This is a genomic window from Curtobacterium sp. PhB25 (genome assembly GCF_004365375.1).
GTDB lineage: Bacteria > Actinomycetota > Actinomycetes > Actinomycetales > Microbacteriaceae > Curtobacterium.
In genome coordinates this window covers 968,719-994,563 of record NZ_SODR01000001.1, presented here as the reverse complement: position 1 = coordinate 994,563, position 25,845 = coordinate 968,719, and the positions used below count along the sequence as shown (strand labels likewise).

The following is a 25,845-nucleotide window of genomic DNA, read 5'->3' as shown; positions in this document are numbered from 1 at the left end:
CGACGTCGTCGTCGGCACCGCTCGGTCTTCGTCCATCAGTGCTTTGCGTGCGCCTCGAGCGCCCGGAGCAGCGCCGCGACGTGCCGCTCCCGGCCGTACCGGTCCCGCACCCAGGCGCGGCACCGGTCCGCGAGTCCCGGTTCGGTCTCGGCCGCGTGCAGCGCCTCGAGGACCTTGTCGGCCAGCGCGGCGGTCTCGGTGGGGTCGACGGTGAAGCGCGTCCACTCGCCGCTGAGGATCTCGGCGGTGCCGCCCGACGCCGCCGCGACGACGGGGCGTCCGGTGGACATCGCCTCGACGACCACGCGGCCGAACCCCTCGGGCTCGATGGAGGGAGCCACCACGACGTCGGCGGCGTGCAGCAGGGGGACGACGTCGTCGCGCTCGGGCACCACGACCACGGATCCCTCGGGCAACGCGGCGATCGCGCGGTGCACGGCGGGGGCGTCCTGTGGGTACAGCGCACCCGCCAGGACGAGCACCGGAGCCGGGGCGGGCGGTGTGCCGGGCCCGACGAGGACGCGGGCCGACGCGTGGACGCGACCCCACGCCTCCAGGAGGGCCAGGACGCCCTTCGACCGCGTGAGCCGTCCGTAGTAGAGCACCACGGGGCGGTCCTGGTCGAGGCCGAGCGCAGCGCGTGCTCGGCGTGTGCTCGCCGGCGTGGCGGCGGGGAACGCCGCGGTGTCCACGCCGTTCGGGACCACGTCGACGCGGTCCGGCGGGGCACCGACGGCGGTCCACGCACGGGCCATCGCCGCCGAGACCGCGAGGTACCGGGTCCGGCCGCCGGCGAACGGGCCGAGCCGACGGTAGTTCGGGGCGTGGTGCAGGTGCACGGCCAGGGGGACGCCGGACACGAAGGACACGACGCGGCCCCACGGCAGGAACTCCGGACGGTTCAGCCACAGCACGTCCGGGCGTGACCGGCGGAGGCGCAGGCCCTCACGGACGAAGCGGAACACGTCCGTCGGGGCGGTCCGGATGCCGAAGCGGTAGTCGCGGGCGTGGCGCAGTCGGACACCGAGCCGGTCGAACACCGCGCGGCCCTCGTCCGGGTCGCCGTCCGGACCGGCGCGGTGCCACACCTCGACCTCGTGGCCGGCCGCGACGAGCTCGCCGACGTCCTCGACGACGCAGCGTTCGACACCGCCGGTGATGGCGAGTCCGTTGGTGGCGACGACGACACGCAGCGGACGGGGGGTGGGACGGGTCATGCGGATCCTCCGCGAGCGAGTTTCAGGCGGCGGAAGAACCAGGGCAGGCACGCGGCGACGCCGACGATGCGCACGATGTTCCAGGCGAGGTCCTGTGGGGGCAGGAGCGAGGCCGCGGCGACGGCGATCGCGATCGCGATGGCGAGCAGCACCCGGCGTCGAGGGCCGCGCCACTCACGGCGGTCCGGCAGGGAGGCCTGCTGCAGTGCGGCGAGGATGGCGTAGGCGATGACCGTGGCGATGCCCGCGCCGACGATGCCCGTCAGGGGCACCAGCACCAGGTTCGCCGCGATGTTCACGACACCGGCGACGGCGCCGATGACGCCGACCGTCACGCCGCGGCGCTCGACCAGCAGGAGCCGGCCGGTCGCACCGCTCGCGACCACCGGGAACGCGGTCAGGGCGACCACGAAGACGACGACGGTGAGGGACTCGACCCGGTACGACGCCGGGGCCAGGATCGGCAGCGCCACCGGCGACACGAGGGTGACGGCGACGAGCACGGGGGCGAGGAGCATGTAGAGCTCGTCCCGGGCGTGCATGGCGAGCCGGCGGCGGGCCACGGCGTCGCGGAGGGCGGCGAAGTGCGGCGCCCAGGCCTGGTTCGTGAAGGTCAACAGCAGGATGACCGCGGAGCCGACGACGTAGGCGATCTGGTAGCGGGCCACCTCGTCGGCACCGAGCAGACGCTGCACGACGAGCCGGTCACCGGCGTTCAGGACGAAGTACGACAGGCTGCCGAGCGCGATCGGGACACCGAGCTTGAACGCCCGGACCGTGGTGCGGTGGTCGAAGAGCCCGCGGAACCGCGGCTTCGTGGCGATGATGCCGATGACCATCGCAGCGCCCTGCGCCACGACCCCGCCCCACGCGTACGTGGTCGCGTCAGCGTGCACGGCGGCGAGGAGCCCGAGACCGATGATCGACCCGCCGACGGACGACAGCAGGCTCGTCACGGCGAACACGCGGATGCGGTCCTGGGCGACGAGCAACGCGAGGGACAGCTGCACGATCGCGGCGGGCCCGGTCCAGAGCACGGCGACCAGCAGCAGGGGGTGCTGGTCGACGAAGCCCGCGGCGTCGCCCCAGAGCGGGATCGACACCAGGGCGAACACGGTGACGGTGACCGCGGTGACCATGCCGACGAACATCAGGCCGCGGGCACGCCGGTCGTCGCCGTCCTCGGCGCGCTGCAGCACCGACGCCTGGTCGATGCCGCAGACGGCCACGACCACCAGGGCCTGGTACAGCGCGATCGCCGAGGCCAGCACGCCGAACTCTGCCGGTGGCATCAGGTGCGCGAGCACGGGGGAGATCAGCGAGCTCACGACGAGCTGCATCGACCAGACGACCACGTACAGCAGGCCCCGGCCGAACAGGACGGACGAGCCGCGTGCGACGGCGATCGAGTCCGTGTCGGTGGACAGCGCGCCGGGGGCCGCCGGCTGCACGGACGCCTCGAGCTCGTCGTCGTCGGGCTGTGCAGCCAGCGCGGCCGCCTCGGCCGCACGCGCCTCGCGTCGGGTCTGGGGGACGGTCACTGTGCCACCACCACCGGCTGGTCGTCGGCGGACGTGCGGAGCCCGAAGGTCGCGTCGACCACGTCGAGCAGGTCGGTGCTCCGGGACGTCGAGAACTTCCGGGCGAACACGTACGGGGTCGACTGGTCAGCCGCGGTACGACGCTCCAGCACCCGGCCGGCGTCCTCGATCCCGAGCCACGGCGGGCTCTTCTGCTTCGTGCCGTCCCACCCGATCCACCAGAGCGGCTGCACCGCGTGGGCGTCCGCGAAGTCCGGGGTGAACGCCGGGGTCAGCAGGACCGACGGCACGAAGGTCTCGTCGCCGATCCACACCCGCTCCCAGAACGCCACCAGGTCGGGGCGCCCGTCGAACACGTCGACGACCCCCTGCGCGTGGTGGCGGGCCAGGACCTTGAGCTGCGAGCCGCCGCCGAACACGACGTCGCGCGGGACCCGACGGGGGACCGGCAGGCGCAGCATGTGCTTCCGCCACGCCCAGTGCCGGAACCGCACGCGCGACCGACCGCCGTCGCGACCCCACGCGGGGTGCGGGAGCGGCTTCGCCTCGACGAACGACCGCCCGGGGTTCGCGGTCAGGAGCGCCGAGATCTCGTCGGCGTCGGCCAGCGGGTAGTCGCTGCCGGTCAGCAGCGCCACGTGCGTGGCGTCGGTCTGCGCCAGGGCAGCACGGTAGCCGGCGACCTCGGCCGCGACGTTCTCCCACTTCGCCCACCCGGTGCGCATCCGCGGCAGCACGTGCACCCGCTCGGGCAGGCCGGCGGTCATCGCCTCGAAGACGTCGTCGTCGGTGCTCGCGTCGCAGTGCAGGAACACCGGGAACGGGTCGAGCGCCGCCACGAGCCGACGGACGTGCGTCGGGTCCTCGTGGGCGAGGACGATGCACGCGAGTGGCGTGGGAGTGATGGCCATGTCCGCGACGCTAAGCGGGCCCGGCAGCACCGACAAGGGAGGTCGGGACCACCTGCGGGGGAACGGCGGTTTCCCGCAGGCGCCCCCGATCCGGGGGGGGGGGGGCGCGAGGGGGATCGCGCGAGGGGGATCTCGTCAGCGGGCGCGGCGGAACTTCGGGCAGTCGCAGAGCGCGCAGTCCGTGCCCGGACGGTAGTGCTCGTGTGCCGCCTGGGCGTGCCCGCACGTGCCGCACGCGGCGTCGTCGGCATCGAGGTGCACCACGACGAGGTCGGACGCTTCGGGGTCCGGAACCAGGTGCAACGTCGGGCGTGGACGCCTGGTCAGGCCGAGCCGGTCCATCGTTCGGGCCAGCGGCATGCGTCCTCCTCGTGTCCGGCGGGGACCGGGGTCGCACCGGCGGGTCGACCGGCGTCTCCCGCGAGTCTAGTGGCGGCAAACCGCAGCCTCCCCGCATCCTCCGAGCATCGCGGTTGACCCCCTCTCGACGCGCGCGGAGCATTGCCACGTCCACCCGACCAGACCGGCCCGACGGGACGAACATGACCGACCACACCACCACCGCGGAACGAGCCCTCACGCTCGACCCCGCGATGCCCTCGCCCGACGCCCCCACCTGGGTCGGAGCTGCCTGGGTCGGCGCCGTCGACCGGTCCGCGGCGCTCGCCGCCGACACCGTGCACCTCGCCGGCGCCGGCGGCTTCCGCCGCGCCCGCCTCATGGTGCGCGACGGCCGCGACGTCGCGGGGTTCGTCGACGTGCGCGTCGACGACCGCGGGGCGGTGGACCCGGCCGAGCTGGGACCGGCCCTGCGTCGGTTGCCGGCCCCGGGCCTCCCGGTCGACGCCCCCGCGGACGGCGCGCGCGTCTCCGTCGTCATCGGCACCCGCGAGCGCCCGGTGGCGCTCGCCCGCGCCGTGCGCTCCGTCCTCGACTCCGCGTACGACGACTTCGAGCTGTTCGTCGTCGACAACGCGCCCGTCACCAGCGGCACCCGCGACGTCGTGGCCGCCGTCGACGACCCGCGCGTGCACTACGTCCTCGAGGCACGTGCCGGCGTCTCCCGCGCCCGCAACGCCGGACTCGCCCGCGCCACCGGCGGCATCGTCGCGTTCATCGACGACGACGTCGTCGTCGACCGCGACTGGATGGCCGCCATCGCCGCCGCCTACGAGCGCGACGCCGACGTCTGGTGCGTCACCGGACTCGTCCCCAGCGGCGAGCTCCGCACCCCCACGCAGCGCTTCTTCGACGAGCGGGTGACCTGGGCGCGGAACCTCGAGCGCCGGGTGTACCGCACGTCCGCCCCGCCCGTCGACGAGCCCCTGTTCCCCTTCACCGTCGGCGCGTTCGGCACGGGCGCGAACATGTCCGTGCGCCGCGACGCCGTCCGCCAGCTCGGCGGCTTCGACGTCGCCCTCGGCCCCGGCACCCGCGCCCGAGCCGGTGAGGACCCCGACCTGTTCACCCGCGTCCTGCTCGCCGGTGGGGCGCTCGCCGTGGAGCCCTCGGCCGTCGTCTGGCACGAGCACCGCAAGGACCGTGCCGCGTTGCGCTCGCAGGCGATCGGCTACGGCACCGGGCTCGGCGCCTGGGTGACGAAGCTCGTGCTGCGGCCCTCGACGGCGTTCGCGGTGCTGCGGCGTGCGGCCGGCGCGCTCCGCCGGCTCGGCGCGCTCGGGCAGGGTGCCGACGAGCGCCCCGTCGACGCGAGCGGCGGCTGGCCCGTCGACGCCGAGTTCACCGAGGCGACGCGCGGGCTCAAGCGCGCCGAGCTGACGGCCGCGCTGGGCGGGCCGTGGCGGTACCTGGCCGGGCGGCTGACCGCGCGCTGAGGCGCCGGGCGCCGGGCGCGGCTGGGCGGGGTCGCCGCACCCGGTTTGCGACAAGACGGTCGTCGTACGACACGTGTCTTGTCGCTTGTTGCGTGCGCAACGGTTGCGTGCGCGTGGGGGCGACGTCCTCGACGTCGTGCGACATCGCGAGTGTCGTACCGCGTCGGTCGGACCCGACAACGAACGGACGGGAGGCCCGTGGCGACACTGCCACGGGCCTCCCGTCCGTCACGCTGCGCGACTACGGCCGGAAGCGGCCGGCCTCGACGTCGCGCCAGCGGCGTCGGCTGCGGAACCAGGCGGCCGGGCCGGCGGGGAACCCGCGCAGCTCGTGGTACGCCAGGGTCTTCGGGATGCGCGTGGTCGAGGCGTCGTTGGTGACCTCGGTCGCGGCGTCCCGGCGTCCGGCCAGGCGGGAGAGCATCTGCTTCGACTTGACCTTCGCAGCGAGCGGCATCAGGCGTGCGAGGACGGCGACGTGCCGCTTGTCCTTCGCGGCGAGCGCGAACATCAGCGCGGTGAAGCCGACGCCGTTGCCGTGCAGCTGCTTGTGCAGGTCCTCGATGGTCTGGCGGTGCCGGTGGTGCACGACCGCGCGGGGCTCGAAGCCGATCTTCCCGCCGCGCCACAGCGTCTCGATGAACATCGCCAGGTCCTCGCCACCACGGGCGGGGGAGCCGGCGCCGAGGGTGTGGTCGAAGCCGCCGACGGCCTCGATCAGGGTGCGACGGTAGGCCATGTTCGCGCCGGCGCCGTACGCGCCGATGCCGTAGACGGCGAAGTGCTTGAGGACCTCGCCGGACGGGGTGACCGCCGAGACGCGGGCGTGCCGCATGGTGCCCTGCACGTCGTCCGGGACGATCGTCACGGGCGAGAAGGTGCGCTCGGCGCTGAACCCGCCGTAGTACGCCTCGTACCAGATCTGGGCGGGGGTGGTGAGCTCGCTCGGCAGGATCACGCCGGTGACGGCGTCCAAGCCGGGCTCGCTGACGAACCGGGACCCGATGGCGCGGAGCCACTGCGGGTCGACGCGGACGTCGTCGTCGGTGAAGGCGATGACGTCGCCGGTCGCGGCGGCGACACCGGCGTTCCGTCCGGCGGACAGACCGGGGCGGCGTTCCTCGACGAGGCGGACGTTCCGCCCGGCGAGCATCGCGGGCAGCGCGTCGCCGGCGGGGACGCGGACGCGGTTGTCGACGAGGATGACCTCGTGCCGCGGGTAGTCGAGGTGCTCGAGGACGTCGAGCAGCTTGCCGAGGTCCTCGACGCGGTCGACGATCGTGGACACGACGACCGAGATGGTCGGCAGGTCGTCGTCGGACACCGCAGGGACGTCGGCCAGGACGGTCTCCTGCAGCGCCTCGAGGGCGCGGGCCGCGTCTGCGGGGTCGTCGGTGAGCAGTACGTCGAGGGTGCCGGTGGGGTGGCCGCCGCGGTAGCCGATCACCATGGCGGACTCGCCGGTCTCGTCGGCGACGAGACGGGGGAGCGGGGCGTCGAGGTCGACGCCGATGACACGGCGCGGTGCGGGCACGGTGTCGGCGGGGTGGAGGGTGGCCATGTCGTGGACGCTACGTGGGGCCGTGGGTGCGGACAACGGTGCGGGACACCGGTGGCGGTGTTCATGCGGAGTTCCGCAGTGGCGCGCAGGGGTCCCTCGAACGAGGGTGAGCGCTCACCCAGGAAGTCTCCGGGACTTCCAAGGTCACGCTCAGGTCACGGAACCGATGCAACCGGTTGCGGAACCCCTGCGGCGGGCGTAGCTTCCTCCACCAGCAGGCAGCGGCGCCTGCTCCAGGGCAGTGTCGTCGAACCCGATCGATGCCCCCTGGTGATCTCAATGAGGAGACAACGCTGTGAAGACAACACGCTCCAGGGTGCGGTTCGCATCCGTTGCCGGGGTCGCCGTCATCGGCCTCGTGCTCACCGGCTGCTCGAGCGGGAGCTCCGGCGCCGGTTCGGACGACGCCAAGAGCGGCCAGGACAGCCGCGGACCCATCACGTACGTGCAGGGCAAGGACAACTCGAACGTCGTCCGCCCGCTGATCGCGAAGTGGAACAAGGCCCACCCCGACGAGAAGGTCACCTTCAAGGAGCAGTCCGACCAGGCCGACCAGCAGCACGACGACCTCGTGCAGCACTTCCAGGCCAAGGACGCCAACTACGACGTCGTCGACGTGGACGTCGTCTGGACCGCCGAGTTCGCCGCGAAGAGCTGGCTGACGCCGCTGACCGGTGACATGAAGATCGACACCTCGAAGCTGCTGCCGGCCACGGTGAAGACCGCGACGTACAACGACACCCTCTACGCCGCCCCGCAGACCTCGGACGGCGCGCTGCTCTACTACCGCAAGGACCTCGTCAAGACGCCTCCGACCACGTGGAAGGAGATGATGGCCGACTGCCAGATCGCGAAGGACAAGGGCATCGGCTGCTACGCCGGGCAGTTCGCGAAGTACGAGGGCCTGACGGTGAACGCCTCCGAGGCGATCAACGGCTCCGGTGGTTCGGTGCTCAGCAAGAGCGGGGACCCGGACGTCGACACCTCGGACGCCAAGGCCGGCCTGCAGAACCTGGTCGACGCGTTCAAGGACGGGAACATCCCGGCCGAGGCGATCACGTACCAGGAGGAGCAGGGTCGCACGGCGTTCGAAGCCGGCAAGCTGCTGTTCCTGCGCAACTGGCCGTACGTCTACAACCTGGCGAAGACCGACGGTTCGAGCAAGGTCAAGGACACGTTCGGCATCGCACCGATCCCGGGTGCGGACGGCACCGGTGCCTCGACGCTCGGCGGCCACAACGCCGCGATCAGCGTGTACTCGAAGCACAAGGCGACGGCGCACGACTTCCTCGAGTTCCTCATCTCGAACGACACGCAGAAGTTCTTCGCGACGCAGGGTTCGCTCGCCCCGGTCGTCGGTGACCTCTACACCGACTCCGAGCTGACGGCGAAGCTGCCCTACCTGCCGACGCTGCTCAAGTCGATCGAGTCGGCGGAGCCGCGGCCGGTCACGCCGTTCTACCCGGCGGTGACGAAGGCGATCCAGGACAACACCTACGCGGCGCTCAAGGGATCGAAGTCGGTCGACGAAGCCATGAAGGACATGCAAGACGCCCTCAAGGCGGCGACCAGCAGCTAGCGACACGCGGCTCACGCCGCATCGGACTGGAGGCACGGTGCCATCCCGGCACGTGCCTCCAGTCCGCCCCTACTTGCGTTCCGACACCCCCGGCAAGGAGGCCGACCCGTGTCAGCAGCAACCGAGATCCCCGCAGCCATCCCCAACCCGACGGGCATGGAACCGAAGCGCCAACGGCGCAAGGGCGGACTCAACGCCGAGCACGGCCGGTGGGCCGTGTACCTCATCGGCCCGACGATCTTGCTCCTCGCGATCGTCATCGGCTACCCGGTCATCAGCGCGATCATCCAGTCGTTCCAGCTCGACCAGGGCCTCGACAAGGCCACCGGCCTGTTCGTGCAGGGCGGGTTCGCCGGCATCACGAACTACGCGCACTGGCTCGGCCAGCAGTGCGGCAACGTCACTTGCCCGCCTGGCAGCCTCGGCTCCCAGTTCTGGGTGTCGATGGGCAACACGTTCTTCTTCACGGTCGTCACCGTGGCGTTCGAGACGGCCATCGGCGTGTGGATGGCGATCATCATGAACCGCAACTTCAAGGGCCGCGCGCTCGTCCGTGCCGCGATCCTGGTGCCGTGGGCGATCCCGACGGCCGTCACCGCGAAGCTCTGGTACTTCATCTTCGACGCGAACGGCGTCCTGAACCACGTCCTCGGGCAGCAGATCCTGTGGACGAGCGGCGAGTGGGCGTCCCGGTGGGCGGTCATCATCGCCGACACCTGGAAGACCACACCGTTCATGGCGCTGCTCATCCTGGCCGGGCTGCAGCTGATCCCGGAGGAGGTCTACGAGGCCGGCAAGATGGACGGCGCGTCGACGTTCCAGCGCTTCGTGCTCATCACCCTGCCGCTCATCAAGCCCGCGCTGATGGTCGCGATCCTGTTCCGCGTGCTCGACGCGCTGCGCATGTACGACCTGCCCGCGATCCTCACCGGCGGTGGCGGTGGTTCCGGCAACGCCACCACGACCCTGTCGATCCTGGTCGTCGAACAGATCCGGCAGGGCTTCAACTCCGCGTCGGCCCTGTCGACCATCACCTTCCTGGTGATCTTCATCGTGGCGTTCGTCTTCGTCCGGTTCCTCGGCGCCAACGTCGTGCAGACGCAGGCCGCCCAGCAGAAGGGTGAACTCAAGTGACCCTCGCAGCAGACCGCCCCCGGTCCACCGCAGCAGCACGCGACCGCGCCGTCGACCGCGCCGACGTCCGGGTCCGCCGCGACACCGGCCCCCGGATCCGCACGGCCGTGCAGGCGATCGTCATCGCCGTGTGGTGCCTCCTGCCGTTCTACTGGATGGTGGTGACGAGCTTCCGCGACGTCGGGTTCACGTTCGACGCCACCCCGTGGCCGACGCACGTCACGCTCGACAACTACGCGACGGCGTTCTCCACGTCGCTCGGCAACCACCTCGGGCGGGCGCTCGCCAACAGCCTGCTCATCGGCGGCGTCGTGACGATCATCGCCCTGCTCGTCGGCACCACGGCGGCGTACGCCCTCGCCCGCCTCGAGTTCGGCGGCAAGTCGCTCATCGCCGGCGCGATCCTGGCGGCGTCGATGTTCCCGGGCGTCGCGCTCATCTCCCCGCTGTTCCAGCTCTTCACGGACATCGGGTGGATGGGGACCTACCAGGCGCTCATCCTGCCGAGCATCTCGTTCGTGCTGCCGCTGACGGTCTACACGCTCGCGTCGTTCTTCCGCGAGATGCCGTGGGACCTCGAGGAAGCAGCGCGCATCGACGGCTGCACCCGCGTGCAGGCGTTCCGGCGGATCATCCTGCCGCTCGCCGCCCCCGCGGTGTTCACGACGGCGATCCTGGCGTTCATCTCCAGCTGGAACGAGTACCTGATCTCCTCGCAGCTCTCGAGCGACGCGACGCAGCCGGTGACCGTGGCGATCGCCTCGTTCGCCGGGTCGCAGCCGCACCAGGAGCCGTACACGGCGGTCATGGCCGCGGGCACGATCGTCACGATCCCGCTCGTGATCCTGGTCCTCATCTTCCAGCGACGCATCGTGGCCGGCCTCACCGCCGGTGGCGTGAAGGGTTGACGACCATGGCACAGCGCGGACCCACCCGGCCCACGGCCCGGATCGAAGAGGCGATCGGCTTCGTCGGCATGTTCGGCATCCTGTTCCTCGGCGCCACGGTGTTCTGCGAGGTCACCGGTCGACCGGCACTCGGCTGGGCCCTCACCCTGCTGGTCTGCGTGCTCGGGGTCGTGGCGCTCGACCGGTGGCGGGTGCGGGTGCTCCGCCGCCACGCGGTCGTCGACGGGGCCACCGACGGCATCGGTGCCGCGCCTGCCGTCGCCCCCGTCCGCACCGCTCGCGGCGACGACACCCGTCGTCAGCCACGGCCCTCGGCGGACGGGCGGGTGCACCAGCACAGCGGGTGGGACGAGCTCGCACCAGCGGGTCGTCGTGCACCGCACCGGGCGCGCCGGACCGCAGCGGCCGTCGCGCAAGCCGCCCCCGGCACTGCAGCCGACCGTCCGGCGGGCGTCACACACGGCACGGACGGCTGACGGGCCTTCCGGGTCGTATCGATGGGGATCCAGGAGATCGCGACCGTCACGGGACTGTCGAAGTCCACGGTGTCGCGAGCGCTGCGCGGCATGGAGAACGTGGCGGAGACCACGATCGACGAGGTCCGACGGGTCGCCGACGAACTCGGGTACGTCCCGAGCTCGGCGGCGGCCGGCCTCGCCACCGGGCGGCAGCGCGCCGTGGGCGTCGTCGTCCCGGTGATCGACCGGTGGTTCTACGTCAAGGCGCTCGGCGGCGTCGACGCGGAACTCCGGCGGGCCGGGTACGACCTCGTGCTCTACAACCTGGGCGGGCCGGGCGGCGACCGCGACCGGGCGTTCCGGCGTTCGATGCTGCGGCACCGTGTCGACGCTCTGGTCCTGCTGTCCCTGGTGCTCGACGCGACCGAGCGTGCCGAGCTCGAACTCACCCGGCACCCGATGATCGTCATCGGCGGACCCGCACCGGGCCTGCGGAACATCGGGGTCGACGACCGAGCCGTCACCCGGATCGCGGTCGACCACCTGTGCGGACTCGGACACCGGCGGGTCGCCTACGTCGGCGGGCAGGACGAGGCCGGCATGAACGTGGCGGTGCCGCACCTGCGGCGGGACGGGTTCGTCGACGCGATGCGGGCCGCCGGACACGCGGTGCCGGACCGGTGGCTGCTCGACGGACGGTTCTCGTTCGCCGGTGGGCTCGCGGCGGGCAACGCGCTGTTCGGCGGGGGTGCCGGTGCCGGTGCTGGGGCCGGGCCCGATCGCCCGACTGCCGTGTTGTGCGCCTCGGACGAGATGGCGCTCGGGGTGCTCCTCGCCGCCGGGCAGGCCGGGCTGTCGGTGCCGGGGGACGTCTCCGTGATCGGGATCGACGGCCACGAGTACGGCGCCACCGTGGGCCTGACGACCGTGGCACAGGACCCGGAGGCGCAGGGGCGCGCAGCGGCGCGGGCAGTGCTCGCCGAGGTCGACGGCGGCGCTGCCGGAGCGATCGTCGCGGCGCCGGCGCACCTGGTGGTGCGGGGGACGACGGGGCCGCCGCCGGGGTGAGGGTGTGTGGTGGTGCGTGGGCGGGATCGACTCGGAACGACGATCCCGATGTCGTACGACGACGGAGACGTCGTTCCGAGTCGCCCACCCCGCCCGGCCCGCCGCGGGTAGCGTCGCCCGCATGGAGGTCACGAAGCTCGAACACGCCTGCCAGATCCTGTCGGACGGCGACGCACGCCTGGTGCTCGACCCGGGCGACTTCACCCGCCCCGTCGACGCGACCGGGGTCGTCGCGGTCGTCGTCACCCACGAACACCCCGACCACGTCACGCCCGAGCAGCTGCACCGGATCCTCGCCGCCAACCCCGACGCCGTGGTGTTCGGCCCCGAGGGCGTCCGCGCGGCGCTCGCCGACTCCGGCATCGCGGTCGAGGTCGTCACCGACGGCGACCACCGCACCGTCGGCCCGTTCGAGCTCGACTTCCACGGCACGCGGCACCAGCTCATCCACTCCTCGGTGCCGATCGTCGACAACACCGGCGTGCTCGTGAACCGCACGCTCTTCCACCCCGGCGACTCGTACACCGACCCGGGCGTGCCCGTCGAAGTCCTCGCCGCACCCGTCGGTGCCCCGTGGCTCAAGGTCGCCGACATGATGGACTACGTCGCCGCGCTCGCCCCGGCCCGTGCCTACCCGATCCACGAGGCCACGCTCTCCGACATCGGCTACGGCATGCACACCGGTCGGCTCCGCGAGGCGCTCGCCCCGCACGGCGTGCTCGAGATCCTGCGGCCGGGGGAGTCGCTCACGATCTGACCGCGCGGGACCGCGCGGGCCCGTGCCGTGGTCGCTTCGTGAGCAGAAATGGTCGGGTGGGCCCGACCGACGCGACCATTCCTGCTCACGAAGTGCGGCTCCGGACGTGCGCGCGGTCGGACGGGAGGCCCGTGGCGGGCCCGCCACGGGCCTCCCGTCCGATGGGCGGTCGCGTCCACGGCCGCGCGACCGATGCGCGTGCATGTTGCGACAGAGCGCGCGTCGTTCGACGGGTGTTTCGTCGCTCGATGCGCACGCAACGGATTCGTCTGCATGTTGCGACAGAACGCGCGTCGTTCAACCGGTGTTCTGTCGGAATCTGCACGCGCAGCGAGCGCCGTATGCCGGGCGCGGCATGGCGGCACACCCGGGCGACACGCCTCGTTTTGGCGCGATGCGCGGCTTGTGCAATACTTGTCGAGTTGTCGGAACGGCCCCATCGTATAGCGGCCTAGTACGCTGCCCTCTCACGGCGGTAACGCGGGTTCGAATCCCGCTGGGGTCACCACAGGTGACATGCTCCGAGTCCGACAACAGCCGCGGCCCCATCGTATAGCGGCCTAGTACGCTGCCCTCTCACGGCGGTAACGCGGGTTCGAATCCCGCTGGGGTCACCAGCACCACGAAACCCCCGACGAGCTCCGGCTCGCCGGGGGTTTCGTCGTCGTGTGCCAGGCTGCTTCCGTGTCCAGTGCCGTCCAGCTCATCCGGTCCGCAGCGCTCAGTGACGTCGCGGAGTACGCCTACGCGTCCACCGTGGCGGCCGGGACACGGCTCGTGTTCCTCGCGGGGGCCTATCCGCTCGACGAACACGGCGCGACGGTCGCCGTCGGTGACGTGGCCGGGCAGGCCGCGCAGTGCATCGCGAACCTGCGGACCGCCCTCGCTGCCGCGGGTGCCGGCATCGACGACCTCGTCCAGACGCGGGTGCTCGTCGCGACGACCGAGCAGCAGGACCTCGTCGCCGCCTGGGACGTCGTCCGCGCCGCGATGGGAGACCACGACGCGCCGAGCACGCTGCTCGGCGTGACCGTCCTCGGCTACGACGACCAGCTCGTCGAGGTCGAGGCGATCGCCGCCGTCGCCGACTGAGCAGTACGCTGGACGGGTCGTCAGACCCGGCAGTGGGGCCTGCCGGACCCAACCGCGCACGAGGCGCCAACGGTCCCTATCCCGAGAACACCGCACGCGCGGAGACGATCCGGCGTGCTCGGCGATAGGAGTACCGATGACCGATGCGCGACCGCCGCACCTCCGCTGGCGCTTCCTCGCCCTCGTCGCGCTCGGCGGCGCGATCGGGACCGCGATCCGCGCACTGCTCGCCGAGGCGTTCCCCGGCCACGACGGCATCAGCTGGGTGATCCTCGCGATCAACGTCGTCGGGGCCTTCTGTCTCGGGCTCCTGCTCGAGGCGCTCGCGCTGCGAGGGCCCGACGTCGAGGGGCGCCGCACGCTCCGGCTGTTCGTCGGCACCGGCGTGCTCGGCGGCTTCACGACGTACAGCACGCTCGCGGACGACACCGCGCAGCTGATCGACGTCGGTCGGTGGGGTGCGGGCAGCGGGTACGCACTGCTGTCCGTCGTCCTCGGGCTCGGCGCCGTCGCGCTCGGGGTGTTGATCGCCGGGCGGCTCCGACCGCGTCCGACCGGCCCGGACGGAGGCGCGTCGTGAACCCGCTCGAACTGCTGCTCGTCGTCGTCGGCGGGGGAGTCGGAGCCGCGCTCCGGTTCCTGCTCGACGGCCTCGTCAAGACGCGCACGTCCCGCTCGCGGACTGCCGGGTTCCCGCTCGGGACCGTGCTGATCAACGTGTCCGGATCGCTCGTCCTCGGCCTGCTCACCGGCCTCGGGCAGGCCGGGACGATCCCGCTCCCGGCGGTCGCGGTGCTCGGGACGGGCATGATGGGTGGGTACACGACGTTCTCGACGGCGAGCGTCGAGACCGTCCAGCTCCTCCGATCCGGCAAGCCCCGGCTCGCCGTCCTGCACGGCCTCGGGATGCTCGTCGTCTCGGTCGGCGCAGCTGCGCTCGGCCTCTGGATCGGAAGGAACTCATGACCTCGGAACGCCCCGGCGAACTCGTCCTCGTCCGTCACGGAGAGACGGAGTGGTCGAAGAGCGGGCAGCACACCGGCCGCACCGACATCCCGCTGACGGACAACGGTGTCGAGCAGGCGAAGCGCGCCGGCCGGTACCTGGCCGACCGCTCGTTCGCGTTGGCCCTGTCGAGTCCGCTGCAGCGTGCCCGCGACACCGCGCACCTGATCGGCGTCGACCCCGAGCTCGACGAGGACCTGTACGAGTGGGACTACGGCGCGTACGAAGGGCTCACCACTCCGCAGATCAAGGTGCTGCGCCACGGGCCGTGGGACCTCTGGACCGACGGAGTACCCGCCGGTGGCACACCTGGCGAGAACGCCGCCGAAGTCCGGGTCCGCGTCGAGCGCATCCTGAACCGCGCTCGTCCGGTGCTCGCCGAGGGGCAGGACGCCGTGTTCGTCGCGCACGGCCACGTGCTGCGTGCCCTCGGCGCCGCGTGGATCCGGCTTGCGCCGCAGGACGGTGCCGTACTGAAGCTCGGTACCGCATCGGTCAGCGTCCTCGGGTACGAGCACGGCCGCCCGGTCATCGACGCCTGGAACATCCAGCCCCGCGACTGACGCGCCCGTTCTTTCCCCGAACGCGCGCGATGGTCGGTGGGATCGGGCACACCTGGTCAGAAGAAACGACCAGGTGTGCCCGGAACGACCAGGTACGGCACGGGTCTCCAGGTACTCAGACGGTACGGATCGCGCTCGTGGCACCGAGGGCACGGCCGCGCCGCCGCTCGATCGCGCGCCCCACGAACAACAGCCCGACGCTGACGAGCGCACCGAGGGTGGTCTGCGCGACCCGGTCGAGTGCGAGGAGCTCCGGGGCCTCGGGCAGGCTCAGCCACGACACGGCGAGGGCGAGCGGCGTCAGGAACAGCAGGCAGACGGCGTAGTTCCGGGCGACGAAGATCTCCGCGAAGAACTGCCCCACGACGGCGATGACGACGATCCACCACGCCGACGGCTCGAGCAGCAGGATCCCGACGGCGATCACGGTGCCGCCGATCGTGCCGATGAAGCGCTGGAACGCCCGGATCACGGTGTGCCGCTGGCGGAGCGCGGGCAGGGTCGAGACCACCGCGATGACGGCCCAGTACGGGTGCCCGAGCCAGGGGATGGTCGACGCCACCGCGCCGGCGACGAGCGACCCCACGACGTTGAGCGCCACGGTCTCCCACAGCGCGGCGGTGCGGAGGATGCCGAAGCCGCGCTCCTTGAGCGGCGCCAGCGGCCGGAACCGGTGCGGGGCGCGCGGGTGCCACACGTGCCGGATGACGAACCCGGACATCGCGACGAGCCACGCCCAGACGACCGAGCAGACGATGATCGTCGCGACGAGCGGGAGGTCCGCGGGCTGCAGCGGCACGAGGGCGGAGACCACGAACGCGAACACGGGGAAGATCGGCTGCGCGGGGATCGTCCGCAGGGTCGACAGGGTGCAGACCGCGACGACGAGCACGACGACGAGCCCGGTCGCCTGCAGCCAGAGCGGGGAGCCGAGCAGGGCGACGCCGATGCCCGCGAACATGCACAGGGTCTGCAGCGCACCCGCGACGCCGGTGGTGACGGCGCGCTGCCGGTACGGCTCGGTCGCCCCGAAGATCGCGGTGAAGCCGGCGAACATCGCGAACGCGGCGTAGCCCGGCATCCCGAGGGCGATGAGCAGCGCCAGTGGTGCACCGCCCGCGATCGCTGCGCGTGCCGCGCCCTCGAGGTTGATCGTCCGGGTCGAGTGCGCAGGTGTCGTCATGTCCCGACCATCTTCCCACCGCGACGGGTGTCGTCGAGTCGCCACGGGCCTCCCGGTCGACCGTCGCACCGCGTGGAGAACGCGACGACGCGTTGGTATACCAATGGTAGAGTCGCCTGATCGTGCCGCGGTCGCGGCGCAACGACGAGAACGAGGGAGTCGAGCTCATGGGTAGGACGCTCGCCGAGAAGGTGTGGGACGACCACGTCGTGGTCAAGGGTGAGGACGGTAACCCGGACCTCCTCTACATCGACCTCCACCTCGTGCACGAGGTCACGAGCCCGCAGGCGTTCGACGGTCTGCGCCAGGCCGGGCGCCCGGTGCGCCGGCTCGACCTGACGATCGCGACCGAGGACCACAACACCCCGACGCTCGCCATCGACCGCCCCATCGCGGACCCGACGAGCCGGATCCAGATCGAGACCCTGCGCCGCAACTGCGAGGAGTTCGGGGTCCGCCTGCACTCGCTCGGCGACAAGGAGCAGGGGATCGTGCACGTCGTCGGCCCGCAGCTCGGCCTGACGATGCCCGGCATCACCGTCGTCTGCGGCGACTCGCACACCAGCACCCACGGGGCGTTCGGCGCGATGGCGTTCGGCATCGGCACCTCCGAGGTCGAGCACGTCCTGGCGACGCAGACCCTGCCGTTGAAGCCCTTCAAGACGATGGCGATCACGGTCGAGGGCACGTTGCGTCCGGGCGTGACCGCGAAGGACATCATCCTGGCGGTCATCGCGAAGATCGGCACCGGCGGCGGACAGGGCTACGTGCTCGAGTACCGCGGTTCCGCGATCCGTGCGCTCTCGATGGAGGGCCGGATGACCATCTGCAACATGTCGATCGAGGCCGGTGCCCGCGCCGGCATGGTCGCCCCCGACCAGATCACCTACGACTACGTGCAGGGCCGCGACCACGCCCCGACCGGTTCCGACTGGGACGACGCCGTCGCGTACTGGGACACCCTGGCGACCGACGACGACGCCGTGTTCGACGCCGAGGTCTTCATCGACGCCGACGACCTCGAGCCCTTCGTCACCTGGGGCACCAACCCTGGCCAGGGCGTCTCGCTGTCGGAGAACGTGCCTTCGCCTCTCGACTTCGAAGACCCGAACGACCAGGCCGCTGCGCAGCGGGCCCTCGACTACATGGACATCGCCGCCGGCACCCCGATGAAGGACATCGCCGTCGACGCGGTCTTCATGGGCTCGTGCACGAACTCGCGCATCGAGGACCTGCGGGCCTTCGCGTCGATCATCCAGGGCCGCAAGAAGGCCGACGGCGTCCGGGTCATGGTCGTGCCGGGGTCCGCCCGGGTGCGGCTCGAGGCCGAGGCCGAGGGGCTCGACGTCGTGATCAAGGAGTTCGGCGCCGAGTGGCGGTTCGCCGGCTGCTCGATGTGCCTCGGCATGAACCCCGACCAGCTCGCACCGGAGGAGCGCTGCGCGAGCACGTCGAACCGCAACTTCGAGGGGCGCCAGGGCAAGGGCGGACGCACGCACCTGGTGTCGCCGCTCGTGGCCGCCGCCACCGCGATCCGCGGCACGCTGTCCAGCCCGTGGGACCTGGCGACCGACGACGCACTGGCGAACGTGACCGACACAGCGAACACCACCGAGGGGACCTTCTGATGGACAAGATCACCACCGTCACCGGCATCGCCGCCCCGCTCAAGCGGTCGAACGTCGACACCGACCAGATCATCCCCGCGGTCTACCTCAAGCGCGTCACGAAGACCGGCTTCGAGGACGCCCTGTTCTCCGGCTGGCGCCAGGACCCCGACTTCGTGCTGAACCAGCCCGAGTACCAGGGCGCGAAGGTCCTGGTGGCCGGTCCGGACTTCGGCACCGGCTCGTCCCGTGAGCACGCGGTCTGGGCACTGCGTGACTTCGGCTTCGCGGTCGTCATCTCGCCCCGGTTCGCCGACATCTTCAAGGGCAACGCGGGCAAGCAGGGCCTCGTCACCGCGATCGTGACCGAATCGGAAGTCGAGCGGCTCTGGGCCGAGATCGAGCGGAACCCGGGGGTGTCGGCGACCGTGGACCTGGTGGCGCAGCGCGTGTCGCTCGGGGATGTGGACGTCCCCTTCGAGATCGACGCTTACACTCGTTGGCGGTTGATGGAAGGGCTCGACGACATCGGGCTCACCCTCCGTGACGAGACCTCGATCACGGAGTTCGAATCCCGCCGCTCCAGTTGGCGGCCGAAGACATTGCCGGTGAAGTAGTGAACTCTCTCGTACAGGACGCAGCGGCCGCAGGGGCGCGCGTGGGCCTCAAGTCGGACGAGATCGTCATCCGCGGGGGCAAGCCGCTCGTGGGGCGCATCGAGGTCCGCGGGGCGAAGAACCTCGCGACCAAGGCCATGGTGGCGTCGCTGCTCGGTGACACCCCGTCGATCCTCAAGGACGTCCCGGACATCTCCGACGTCAAGGTCGTCCGTGGGCTGCTCGAGGTGCACGGCGTGCGCATCACCGATCCTGCACGAGGCGAGCTCATCCTCGACCCGGCCAACGTCGAGTCGGCGCACTTCGCCGAGATCGACGCCCACGCCGGCTCGAGCCGCATCCCGATCCTGTTCTGCGGCCCGCTGCTGCACAAGCTCGGCGAGGCGTTCATCCCCGACCTCGGCGGCTGCCGCATCGGCGACCGCCCGATCGACTTCCACCTCGACGCGCTCCGCGCCATGGGTGCAGTCGTCGACAAGCAGGTCAACGGCATCCACCTGACGGCTCCGAACGGGCTGAAGGGCGCGTCCATCGAGCTGCCGTACCCGAGCGTCGGCGCGACCGAGCAGGTCCTGTTGTCGTCCGTCCTGGCGACCGGCGTCACGGAGCTGCGGAACGCGGCGATCGAGCCCGAGATCATGGACCTCATCGCGATCCTGCAGAAGATGGGCGCGATCGTGTCCGTCGAGCCGAACCGCGTGATCTTCATCGAGGGCGTCGAGTCGCTGCGCGGCTACACGCACCGTGCGATCAACGACCGCAACGAGGCCGCCAGCTGGGCCTCCGCCGCGCTCGCCACCGACGGCGACATCTTCGTCGAGGGCGCGAACCAGCAGGAGCTCATGACGTTCCTCAACGTCTTCCGCAAGGTCGGCGGCGGTTTCGACGTGCAAGAGGACGGCATCCGCTTCTACCGTGAGCGCGACACCCTCAAGCCCGTCGTCATCGAGACCGACGTGCACCCCGGCTTCATGACCGACTGGCAGCAGCCGCTCGTCGTGGCGCTGACCCAGGCCGAGGGGCAGAGCATCGTGCACGAGACCGTGTACGAGAACCGCTTCGGCTTCACCGACGCACTGAACGAGATGGGCGCCGACATCGTCGTCCACAAGGAGGGGCTGCCCGGGCACGACCGCCGTGTCGCCCGTCGCCCGTTCGAGCAGGCCGCGGTCATCACCGGTCCGACGACGCTGCACGCGGCGAACGTCCGGGTCCCCGACCTCCGCGGTGGCTTCAGCCACCTCATCGCGGCCCTGACCGCCGACGGCGAGTCCCACATCACCAACGTCGGCATCATCAGCCGCGGCTACGAGCACTTCATCCCGAAGCTGCGGAAGCTGGGCGCCGACTTCGACTTCGCGGGTTAGTCGCGGTGTCGGTTCCGCAGCCGGGTGACGGTCCGTCGCGTCCTGGTGACGGCCCGTCGCGCCAGGGCGATGGCCGGGAGGCCCGTGGTGCGTCCGCCGTGCAGGTCGCGACCGGCCTGCCGGTGCGTGGACGGCGTTGGAAGCGTGGGGAGCTCAACCCCGCGTTCCGCATCGTGGCGTCGGTCGTCATCCCGACGTTCCGGTTCTCGTCGAACTACCACTGGTACGGCCCGAACCGCCTGCCGGCGGACGGTGCCTTCGTGCTCGCGCCGAACCACTTCACGAACATCGACCCGCTGGTCGTCGGCACCGCCGTCTACATCAGTCGGCGGGCCCCGCGGTTCCTGGCCAAGGCCTCGCTGTTCAAGGTGCCCGTCTTCGGCAAGCTCATGTCCGGCATGGGGCAGATCCCGGTCGAGCGCTCCGGCCGCACCCGGTTGAGCGACCCACTCGGCGGCGGGCGGTCGCTCATCGAGCAGGGTGGGGCGATCATCGTCTACCCCGAGGGCACGCTCACCCGCGACCCCGACCTGTGGCCGATGCGCGGCAAGACCGGGGCCGTCCGCATCGCGCTCGAGAACGACGTGCCGCTGATCCCGATGGCCCACTGGGGCACGCAGGGCATCATGGCGCGCTACTCGAACAAGCTCCGCCTGTTCCCGCGGTCGCGCGTGGACGTCATCGTCGGCGACCCCGTCGACCTGTCCGCCTACCGTGGCCGGCCGATCGACCAGCAGATGCTGACCGAGGCCACCGAGCTGCTCATGCAGCGCATCACGGAGCTGCTCGAGCAGCTCCGTGGCGAGCAGGCCCCGAAGACCCGCTGGGACCCGGCGGCGAACAACCAGAAGGAGACCGGCCGGTTTGAGTGACCTCCGCCCGCACGACGATCGTCCCGACCCCGTCGCAGCAGCGCCGGGTGCCTTCGACACCGCCGCGATCCGGGTGGTGATGCAGTCGACCGACAAGCCCCGCGTGGCGGTCATCGGTGCCGGCAGCTGGGGCACCACGTTCGCGAAGGTGCTCGCCGAGGGCGGTGCCTCCACGGTCGTGTGGGCCCGGCGTCCCGAGGTCGCCCGCGAGATCACCGAGACGAAGCGGAACTCCGACTACCTGCCCGGCATCAACCTGCCCCGCACCCTCACGGCGTCGACGTCGCTCGAGCAGGTGCTCGACGGCGCCACCCAGGTGTACGTGTCGGTGCCGTCGCAGACCCTGCGGTCGAACCTCGACGCGATCCGCGAGCTCCTGCCCGCCGGTGTCCCCGTCGTCAGCCTGATGAAGGGCGTCGAGAAGAGCACCGGCCTGCGGATGAGCGAGGTCCTGCTCCAGGGACTCGGCATCGACCAGGACCGCATCGCCGTCGCGAGCGGACCGAACCTGGCGCTCGAGATCGCCCGTCGGCAGCCGACCGCCGCCGTGGTGTCGTCGTCGAGCGTGGAGACCGCGACCGCTGTCGCCGCCGTCGCGACGAACCCGTACTTCCGGTCGTTCATCAACACCGACGTCATCGGCACCGAGTTCGGCGGCGTGCTGAAGAACCTCATCGCCGTGGCGATCGGCATCGTCGACGGCGTCGGCTACGGCGAGAACACCAAGGCGTCGATCATCACCCGCGGCCTCGCCGAGATGACCGAGTTCGCGGTGTCGCTCGGCGCGCAGCCGTCCACCCTGTCGGGCCTCGCGGGCCTCGGCGACCTCATCGCGACCTGCCAGTCGCCGTTGTCCCGGAACAACACCGCCGGGCGCCTGCTCGGTCAGGGGTACCGGTTCGACGAGGTCGTGCGGCAGATGAACCAGACCGCCGAGGGCCTGGCGTCCGTCGCACCGATCCTCGAGCTCGCCGCCGCGAACGGCGTCGACATGCCCATCGTCAGCCAGGTCGGCGAGGTCCTCGCCGGTAGGCTCGATCCGCGCAACATCGCGCCGCACCTCACCGAGACCGACGAGCCCCAGGGCGAGTGACCGGTCCCGCACCGAGTCACGAAGGGACTCCCGTGCCCACGATCCCCGAGGGAACCGACGTTCCCACGACCACCGTCGCCGTCCTGTTCGGCGGGCGCTCGAGCGAGCACGAGATCAGCTGCGTGACCGCCGGCGGCATCATGGACGTCGTCGACCGCACCGAGTACCAGATCGTCCCGATCGGCATCACGAAGGACGGCGCGTTCACGCTGCAGTCCGACGACCCCTCGCAGTGGGCGATCCGCGACGGCTCCCTGCCGACCGTGCCCGACAACGGCACGCGTGTGGCGTTCCCGACCTCGCCGGCGACGAACGAACTCGTCGTCTCGCACCCGGACGGCTCGGTCACGACCGTCGCCGTCGACGTGGTGTTCCCGATCCTGCACGGTCCGTTCGGCGAGGACGGCACGATCCAGGGCCTGCTCGAGATCGCCGGTCTGCCGTACGTCGGTGACGGCGTGCTCGCCAGCGCCCTGGCGATGGACAAGCACGTCGCGAAGGCCGTCCTCGAGCACGCCGGTCTGCGGGTCGCTCCCTGGACGACCGTGCTCCGCCGCGAGTGGGCGTCCGACCCGGTCGACGTCGCCGAGACGATCGCGGCGCACGGCTGGCCGCTGTTCGTGAAGCCGGCACGCGCGGGGTCGAGCATGGGCGTCTCGCGCGTCGACGGGCCCGACGAGCTCGGCGCCGCGATGGACCTGGCGTTCGAGCACGACTCCAAGGTGATCGTCGAACCGCGGGTCGTCGGCCGCGAGGTCGAGGTCGCCGTGCTCGAGGGCCGTGACGGTGCGCCGCGCACGAGCCTGCCCGGCGAGATCGTCGTGGCGGAGGACGGCTTCTACGACTTCGCGTCGAAGTACCTCGGTGGCGATGAGTCGCTGCTGTGCCCGGCGCCGCTCACCGAGGCGCAGACCGACGAGATCCGGTCGATCGGTGCCCGTGCGTTCGAGGCCATCGGTGGCTCGGGGCTCGCCCGCGTCGACTGCTTCCTGACCGACGACGGCTTCGTCGTGAACGAGGTCAACACGATGCCCGGGTTCACCCCGCTGTCGATGTACCCGCGCTGCTGGGCGGCATCCGGTGTGTCCTACGGCGAGCTGGTCACCGAGCTCATCGAGCTGGGGCGCGCCGCCGTCCGGTGACGCTGGGCGGGGCGACGGGGTCGGCCCGCGTCAGCCCTGCACGTCGGACGGGTCCAGGCACTTGTGCCCGTCCTCCGGCAGCGTCGACACCGCCGTCGCGATGTCCTGCAGCACCGCGCTGCCGGTCTTCGACGTGTCGACGACGACCTGCACCGCGGGGGACCGTCCGAACGTCGTGTAGACGATCTGCTTGCCGCGGTCGTCGCGGATCCAGTCGACCGACCCGAGCGTGAAGCACGGCAGGTCGGACACGGTCGGCACGGCGACGCCGCAGTGGTACAGCGCGGCCTCGGGGTCGCCCCAGGCCGCGGTGGACTGTGCGTTGGTGTTCCGCAGGTCGTACGTCGAGTCGACGGTCGCGGGCAACCGCACCTGTGCGGCCGCGCACGCCGCTGCGTTCGCAGAGGGTGCCGCGCTCATGCCGACGGAGTTCGTGCACCCGGTCAGCCCTGCCGCGAGGGCGATCACGACCCCCGCGATCGCGAGGGTGCGAGGGGTGCGGCGCGCGGTGTCCATCGCGGTCCAGGCTACCGTTCTCGTGTGGACGCGACGTACGACGCCTGGGCCGGACCGACCGTGGGGGAGCTCGGTGAGCTGGTCGTCCTCGACCGGATCACGAGCCGGCTGCCGACGGGCTCGCCGCTCGTGGGGCCCGGGGACGACTGCGCCGTCGTCGCCGCTCCCGACGGCCGGTTCGTCGTGACGACGGACATGATGGTGCACGGCCCGGACTTCCGGTGGGCGTGGTCCTCGCCCGAGGACGTCGGCTGGAAGGCCGCCGCGACGAACCTGTCGGACGTCGCGGCGATGGGTGCGGTGCCGAGTGGCCTCGTCATCGCCCTCGCTGCACCGCAGGACACCCCCGTGGCGGTGCTCGAGGGCATCGCGGACGGCTTCCGCTTCGCTGTCGACGCCCTCGCGCCCGGCTGCGGTGTGGTCGGCGGCGACCTCTCCACCTCGGCGACCTTCACGGTGGCGGTGACGGCGTTCGGCGACCTCGGTGGTCACGCCCCGGTGCTCCGGTCAGGAGCTCGTGTGGGCGACGTCGTGGCGGTGTCCGGCGAACTCGGCCGCGCTGCCCGCGGGCTCGCACGGCTCTTCCGTGACGGCGTGGACGCGCAGGGCGAGCCGGACCGTGCAGCGACGGTGGCGAGCGGTGCGGACGCCGATCCCGACGTCGACCGCCAGCGCCGACCCGTGCCCCCGATCGGCGACGGGCCCCTCGCTGCTGTCGCCGGGGCGACGGCGATGCTCGACCTGTCCGACGGCCTGGCGATCGACGCCGGGCGGCTGGCCCGTGCGAGCCGGGTGACGCTCGACCTCGATGCCGACGCCCCGCTCGACGAGGTCGCGCTGCACGGTGGCGAGGACCACGGTCTGCTCGCGACCTTCCCCGCCGAGGCTGCGCTGCCGGGTGGCTTCCGCCGCATCGGAGTCGCGCGCGACCGCGGCGACGCGGACCTGCTGCGCGCCGGAGCCCCGGTGCCGACGACCGGCTGGGACCCCTACGCCGACTGGGACGGCGCCGCCGGCTGACCCACCCGGCCCGACGTCGGACGGAGGCGACGTGGCGGAGCCGAGCCGGGCCTCCCGGTCAGTGCGCGTGCATCTGTCGACGGAACACGCGTCGATCACCCGGTGTCCTGTCGGAAGATGCGCACGCATCCGATGCATGCGCATCTTGCGACACGGCACGCGTCGATCGACTCGTGGATCGTCGCGAAACGCGCCCACCCAGCGACGCCCACGCGGCTCAGGACGCGGCAGCCACGGCCTCCCACGCCACGGTCTCGCCGTAGCTGCGCTTGCTGAACGGCTCGAGCCCCGCGGGCCACGTCGGTTCGGCGGAGCGCTTGCTCCGCTCGACGACCACCACGGCACCGGCGGTCAACCGCGGCACGAGCGTCTCGAGCACCTCGGCGATCTCGTGCTCGGTCACGTCGTAGGGCGGGTCGATGAACACCAGGTCGAACGTGCGCACCGTCCCGCGCAGGTACCCGAGCACCGGCTGCGGCTGCACGTCGATCCGCACCCCGGGGATCCGCTGCTGCACGGCCTTCGCGTTCGCCCGGCACGCCTGCGCCGCGGCCGACGCGCGGTCGACCAACACGACCTCGACCGCGCCGCGCGACGCCGCTTCGAGCCCGAGGGCACCGGTGCCGGCGTAGAGGTCCGCGACGGAGGTGTCGTCGACGAGCCCACGGGCCTCGAGCGACGAGAACAGCGCCTCGCGCACCCGGTCGCTCGTCGGCCGGGTGCCGGACTTCGGCACACGGAGCGTCGTGTTGCCGGCGGCGCCGGCGATGATGCGGGTCATGCAGCCACCGTATCGGCC

26 protein-coding genes and 2 tRNA genes are annotated in these 25,845 nt (G+C 71.7%); 20 read left to right on the top strand and 8 right to left on the bottom strand.

The genetic code is table 11. The features are described 5' to 3' along the window. Positions 1-35 precede the first annotated feature (35 nt). The 4 genes from EDF51_RS04530 to EDF51_RS04515 all read right to left on the bottom strand — a co-directional run bounded on the left by EDF51_RS04530 (position 36) and on the right by EDF51_RS04515 (position 4,029). Positions 36-1,217, bottom strand: coding sequence for a glycosyltransferase family 4 protein (locus EDF51_RS04530; protein ID WP_134193958.1), 1,182 nt, complete (start codon positions 1,215-1,217; stop codon positions 36-38). Further along, on the bottom strand, positions 1,214-2,758 hold the full coding sequence (locus EDF51_RS04525; protein ID WP_134193956.1) for an oligosaccharide flippase family protein: 1,545 nt from the start codon (positions 2,756-2,758) through the stop codon (positions 1,214-1,216). Before EDF51_RS04525 ends, EDF51_RS04530 begins: the two co-directional genes overlap by 4 nt. Then, complete coding sequence (locus EDF51_RS04520) at positions 2,755-3,669, bottom strand: beta-1,6-N-acetylglucosaminyltransferase (protein ID WP_111086034.1); 915 nt, start codon at positions 3,667-3,669, stop codon at positions 2,755-2,757. Before EDF51_RS04520 ends, EDF51_RS04525 begins: the two co-directional genes overlap by 4 nt. A gap of 135 nt (positions 3,670-3,804) precedes the next feature. Then, positions 3,805-4,029 (bottom strand): hypothetical protein, encoded by a 225-nt coding sequence (locus EDF51_RS04515; protein ID WP_133937168.1) that lies wholly within the window; start codon positions 4,027-4,029, stop codon positions 3,805-3,807. Between the two features lie 182 nt (positions 4,030-4,211). Between EDF51_RS04515 and EDF51_RS04510 the strand changes: the two genes are divergently transcribed. After that, on the top strand, positions 4,212-5,504 hold the full coding sequence (locus EDF51_RS04510; protein ID WP_134193954.1) for a glycosyltransferase family A protein: 1,293 nt from the start codon (positions 4,212-4,214) through the stop codon (positions 5,502-5,504). 241 nt (positions 5,505-5,745) lie between these two features. Here EDF51_RS04510 and EDF51_RS04505 read toward each other — a convergent pair whose 3' ends face one another. Next, entirely contained in the window at positions 5,746-7,065 is a 1,320-nt protein-coding gene (locus EDF51_RS04505; protein ID WP_131846380.1) for a glycosyltransferase, read from the bottom strand. Positions 7,066-7,360: 295 nt separating this feature from the next. On the opposite strand from EDF51_RS04505, the gene EDF51_RS04500 reads away from it, so the two are divergent. The 12 genes from EDF51_RS04500 to EDF51_RS04445 all read left to right on the top strand — a co-directional run bounded on the left by EDF51_RS04500 (position 7,361) and on the right by EDF51_RS04445 (position 15,629). Beyond that, positions 7,361-8,644 (top strand): ABC transporter substrate-binding protein, encoded by a 1,284-nt coding sequence (locus EDF51_RS04500; protein ID WP_123294821.1) that lies wholly within the window; start codon positions 7,361-7,363, stop codon positions 8,642-8,644. 156 nt (positions 8,645-8,800) lie between these two features. Further along, a complete protein-coding gene (locus EDF51_RS04495) occupies positions 8,801-9,778 on the top strand; it encodes a sugar ABC transporter permease (RefSeq protein ID WP_131879923.1) in 978 nt (325 codons plus the stop codon). Positions 9,779-9,873: 95 nt separating this feature from the next. After that, positions 9,874-10,686 carry a carbohydrate ABC transporter permease gene (locus EDF51_RS04490; RefSeq protein ID WP_243650055.1) on the top strand — a complete coding sequence of 271 codons (813 nt, stop codon included), beginning with the start codon at positions 9,874-9,876 and terminating at the stop codon, positions 10,684-10,686. Between the two features lie 5 nt (positions 10,687-10,691). Further along, positions 10,692-11,162, top strand: coding sequence for a hypothetical protein (locus EDF51_RS20125; RefSeq protein WP_200849176.1), 471 nt, complete (start codon positions 10,692-10,694; stop codon positions 11,160-11,162). 21 nt (positions 11,163-11,183) lie between these two features. Next, the gene (locus EDF51_RS04480; protein ID WP_134193952.1) at positions 11,184-12,212 is read left to right on the top strand and encodes a LacI family DNA-binding transcriptional regulator; all 1,029 of its coding nucleotides are present in this window, start codon (positions 11,184-11,186) and stop codon (positions 12,210-12,212) included. Between the two features lie 121 nt (positions 12,213-12,333). Next, positions 12,334-12,969: an MBL fold metallo-hydrolase gene (locus EDF51_RS04475; protein ID WP_134193950.1), complete on the top strand. Its 636-nt coding sequence runs from the start codon at positions 12,334-12,336 to the stop codon at positions 12,967-12,969. A gap of 432 nt (positions 12,970-13,401) precedes the next feature. Then, a tRNA-Glu gene (locus tag EDF51_RS04470) sits at positions 13,402-13,477 on the top strand. A 33-nt stretch (positions 13,478-13,510) separates the two neighbouring features. Then, positions 13,511-13,586, top strand: a tRNA-Glu gene (locus tag EDF51_RS04465). 67 nt (positions 13,587-13,653) lie between these two features. Continuing rightward, on the top strand, positions 13,654-14,061 hold the full coding sequence (locus EDF51_RS04460; RefSeq protein WP_134193948.1) for a RidA family protein: 408 nt from the start codon (positions 13,654-13,656) through the stop codon (positions 14,059-14,061). Positions 14,062-14,197: 136 nt separating this feature from the next. Then, positions 14,198-14,641 carry a CrcB family protein gene (locus tag EDF51_RS04455; RefSeq protein ID WP_134193946.1) on the top strand — a complete coding sequence of 148 codons (444 nt, stop codon included), beginning with the start codon at positions 14,198-14,200 and terminating at the stop codon, positions 14,639-14,641. Further along, on the top strand, positions 14,638-15,027 hold the full coding sequence (crcB, locus tag EDF51_RS04450; RefSeq protein ID WP_134193944.1) for a fluoride efflux transporter CrcB: 390 nt from the start codon (positions 14,638-14,640) through the stop codon (positions 15,025-15,027). Before EDF51_RS04455 ends, crcB begins: the two co-directional genes overlap by 4 nt. Next, positions 15,024-15,629, top strand: coding sequence for a histidine phosphatase family protein (locus EDF51_RS04445; RefSeq protein WP_134193942.1), 606 nt, complete (start codon positions 15,024-15,026; stop codon positions 15,627-15,629). Before crcB ends, EDF51_RS04445 begins: the two co-directional genes overlap by 4 nt. 115 nt (positions 15,630-15,744) lie before the next feature. On the opposite strand, the gene EDF51_RS04440 is transcribed toward EDF51_RS04445, so the two are convergent. Next, positions 15,745-16,812 carry an FUSC family protein gene (locus EDF51_RS04440; RefSeq protein WP_134193940.1) on the bottom strand — a complete coding sequence of 356 codons (1,068 nt, stop codon included), beginning with the start codon at positions 16,810-16,812 and terminating at the stop codon, positions 15,745-15,747. Between the two features lie 167 nt (positions 16,813-16,979). Between EDF51_RS04440 and leuC the strand changes: the two genes are divergently transcribed. The 6 genes from leuC to EDF51_RS04410 all read left to right on the top strand — a co-directional run bounded on the left by leuC (position 16,980) and on the right by EDF51_RS04410 (position 23,510). Further along, complete coding sequence (leuC, locus tag EDF51_RS04435; protein WP_134193938.1) at positions 16,980-18,440, top strand: 3-isopropylmalate dehydratase large subunit; 1,461 nt, start codon at positions 16,980-16,982, stop codon at positions 18,438-18,440. Next, on the top strand, positions 18,440-19,036 hold the full coding sequence (gene leuD / locus EDF51_RS04430; protein ID WP_111086049.1) for a 3-isopropylmalate dehydratase small subunit: 597 nt from the start codon (positions 18,440-18,442) through the stop codon (positions 19,034-19,036). Before leuC ends, leuD begins: the two co-directional genes overlap by 1 nt. Then, entirely contained in the window at positions 19,036-20,403 is a 1,368-nt protein-coding gene (murA, locus tag EDF51_RS04425; protein WP_123294811.1) for a UDP-N-acetylglucosamine 1-carboxyvinyltransferase, read from the top strand. The genes leuD and murA overlap by 1 nt, the downstream gene beginning before the upstream one ends. A 98-nt stretch (positions 20,404-20,501) precedes the next feature. Continuing rightward, entirely contained in the window at positions 20,502-21,275 is a 774-nt protein-coding gene (locus tag EDF51_RS04420) for a lysophospholipid acyltransferase family protein (RefSeq protein WP_131919873.1), read from the top strand. 79 nt (positions 21,276-21,354) lie between these two features. Next, entirely contained in the window at positions 21,355-22,368 is a 1,014-nt protein-coding gene (locus EDF51_RS04415) for an NAD(P)H-dependent glycerol-3-phosphate dehydrogenase (RefSeq protein WP_111086095.1), read from the top strand. Between the two features lie 32 nt (positions 22,369-22,400). Continuing rightward, positions 22,401-23,510: a D-alanine--D-alanine ligase family protein gene (locus EDF51_RS04410; protein WP_279388055.1), complete on the top strand. Its 1,110-nt coding sequence runs from the start codon at positions 22,401-22,403 to the stop codon at positions 23,508-23,510. A 30-nt stretch (positions 23,511-23,540) separates the two neighbouring features. Here the strand turns inward: EDF51_RS04410 and EDF51_RS04405 are convergent, their stop codons facing one another. Next, positions 23,541-24,026 (bottom strand): DUF3515 family protein, encoded by a 486-nt coding sequence (locus tag EDF51_RS04405; protein ID WP_123937673.1) that lies wholly within the window; start codon positions 24,024-24,026, stop codon positions 23,541-23,543. A 24-nt stretch (positions 24,027-24,050) separates the two neighbouring features. Here EDF51_RS04405 and thiL point away from each other — a divergent pair, with 24 nt between their 5' ends. Further along, positions 24,051-25,046 (top strand): thiamine-phosphate kinase, encoded by a 996-nt coding sequence (gene thiL, locus EDF51_RS04400; protein ID WP_133937162.1) that lies wholly within the window; start codon positions 24,051-24,053, stop codon positions 25,044-25,046. A gap of 217 nt (positions 25,047-25,263) precedes the next feature. On the opposite strand, the gene EDF51_RS04395 is transcribed toward thiL, so the two are convergent. After that, the gene (locus EDF51_RS04395) at positions 25,264-25,827 is read right to left on the bottom strand and encodes an RsmD family RNA methyltransferase (protein ID WP_123937675.1); all 564 of its coding nucleotides are present in this window, start codon (positions 25,825-25,827) and stop codon (positions 25,264-25,266) included. Between the last annotated feature and the right edge of the window lie 18 nt (positions 25,828-25,845).

Excerpts from the sequence above, each read along its gene's own strand:
- EDF51_RS04530 (WP_134193958.1), bottom strand. The coding sequence starts at position 1,217 with ATGACCCGTCCCACCCCCCGTCCGCTGCGTGTCGTCGTCGCCACCAAC.
- EDF51_RS04520 (WP_111086034.1), bottom strand. The coding sequence starts at position 3,669 with ATGGCCATCACTCCCACGCCACTCGCGTGCATCGTCCTCGCCCACGAG.
- EDF51_RS04515 (WP_133937168.1), bottom strand. The coding sequence starts at position 4,029 with ATGCCGCTGGCCCGAACGATGGACCGGCTCGGCCTGACCAGGCGTCCA.
- EDF51_RS04510 (WP_134193954.1), top strand. The coding sequence starts at position 4,212 with ATGACCGACCACACCACCACCGCGGAACGAGCCCTCACGCTCGACCCC.
- EDF51_RS04505 (WP_131846380.1), bottom strand. The coding sequence starts at position 7,065 with ATGGCCACCCTCCACCCCGCCGACACCGTGCCCGCACCGCGCCGTGTC.
- EDF51_RS04495 (WP_131879923.1), top strand. The coding sequence starts at position 8,801 with ATGGAACCGAAGCGCCAACGGCGCAAGGGCGGACTCAACGCCGAGCAC.
- EDF51_RS20125 (WP_200849176.1), top strand. The coding sequence starts at position 10,692 with ATGGCACAGCGCGGACCCACCCGGCCCACGGCCCGGATCGAAGAGGCG.
- EDF51_RS04480 (WP_134193952.1), top strand. The coding sequence starts at position 11,184 with ATGGGGATCCAGGAGATCGCGACCGTCACGGGACTGTCGAAGTCCACG.
- EDF51_RS04475 (WP_134193950.1), top strand. The coding sequence starts at position 12,334 with ATGGAGGTCACGAAGCTCGAACACGCCTGCCAGATCCTGTCGGACGGC.
- EDF51_RS04455 (WP_134193946.1), top strand. The coding sequence starts at position 14,198 with ATGACCGATGCGCGACCGCCGCACCTCCGCTGGCGCTTCCTCGCCCTC.
- EDF51_RS04445 (WP_134193942.1), top strand. The coding sequence starts at position 15,024 with ATGACCTCGGAACGCCCCGGCGAACTCGTCCTCGTCCGTCACGGAGAG.
- EDF51_RS04440 (WP_134193940.1), bottom strand. The coding sequence starts at position 16,812 with ATGACGACACCTGCGCACTCGACCCGGACGATCAACCTCGAGGGCGCG.
- leuC (WP_134193938.1), top strand. The coding sequence starts at position 16,980 with ATGGGTAGGACGCTCGCCGAGAAGGTGTGGGACGACCACGTCGTGGTC.
- leuD (WP_111086049.1), top strand. The coding sequence starts at position 18,440 with ATGGACAAGATCACCACCGTCACCGGCATCGCCGCCCCGCTCAAGCGG.
- EDF51_RS04415 (WP_111086095.1), top strand. The coding sequence starts at position 21,355 with ATGCAGTCGACCGACAAGCCCCGCGTGGCGGTCATCGGTGCCGGCAGC.
- EDF51_RS04405 (WP_123937673.1), bottom strand. The coding sequence starts at position 24,026 with ATGGACACCGCGCGCCGCACCCCTCGCACCCTCGCGATCGCGGGGGTC.
- EDF51_RS04395 (WP_123937675.1), bottom strand. The coding sequence starts at position 25,827 with ATGACCCGCATCATCGCCGGCGCCGCCGGCAACACGACGCTCCGTGTG.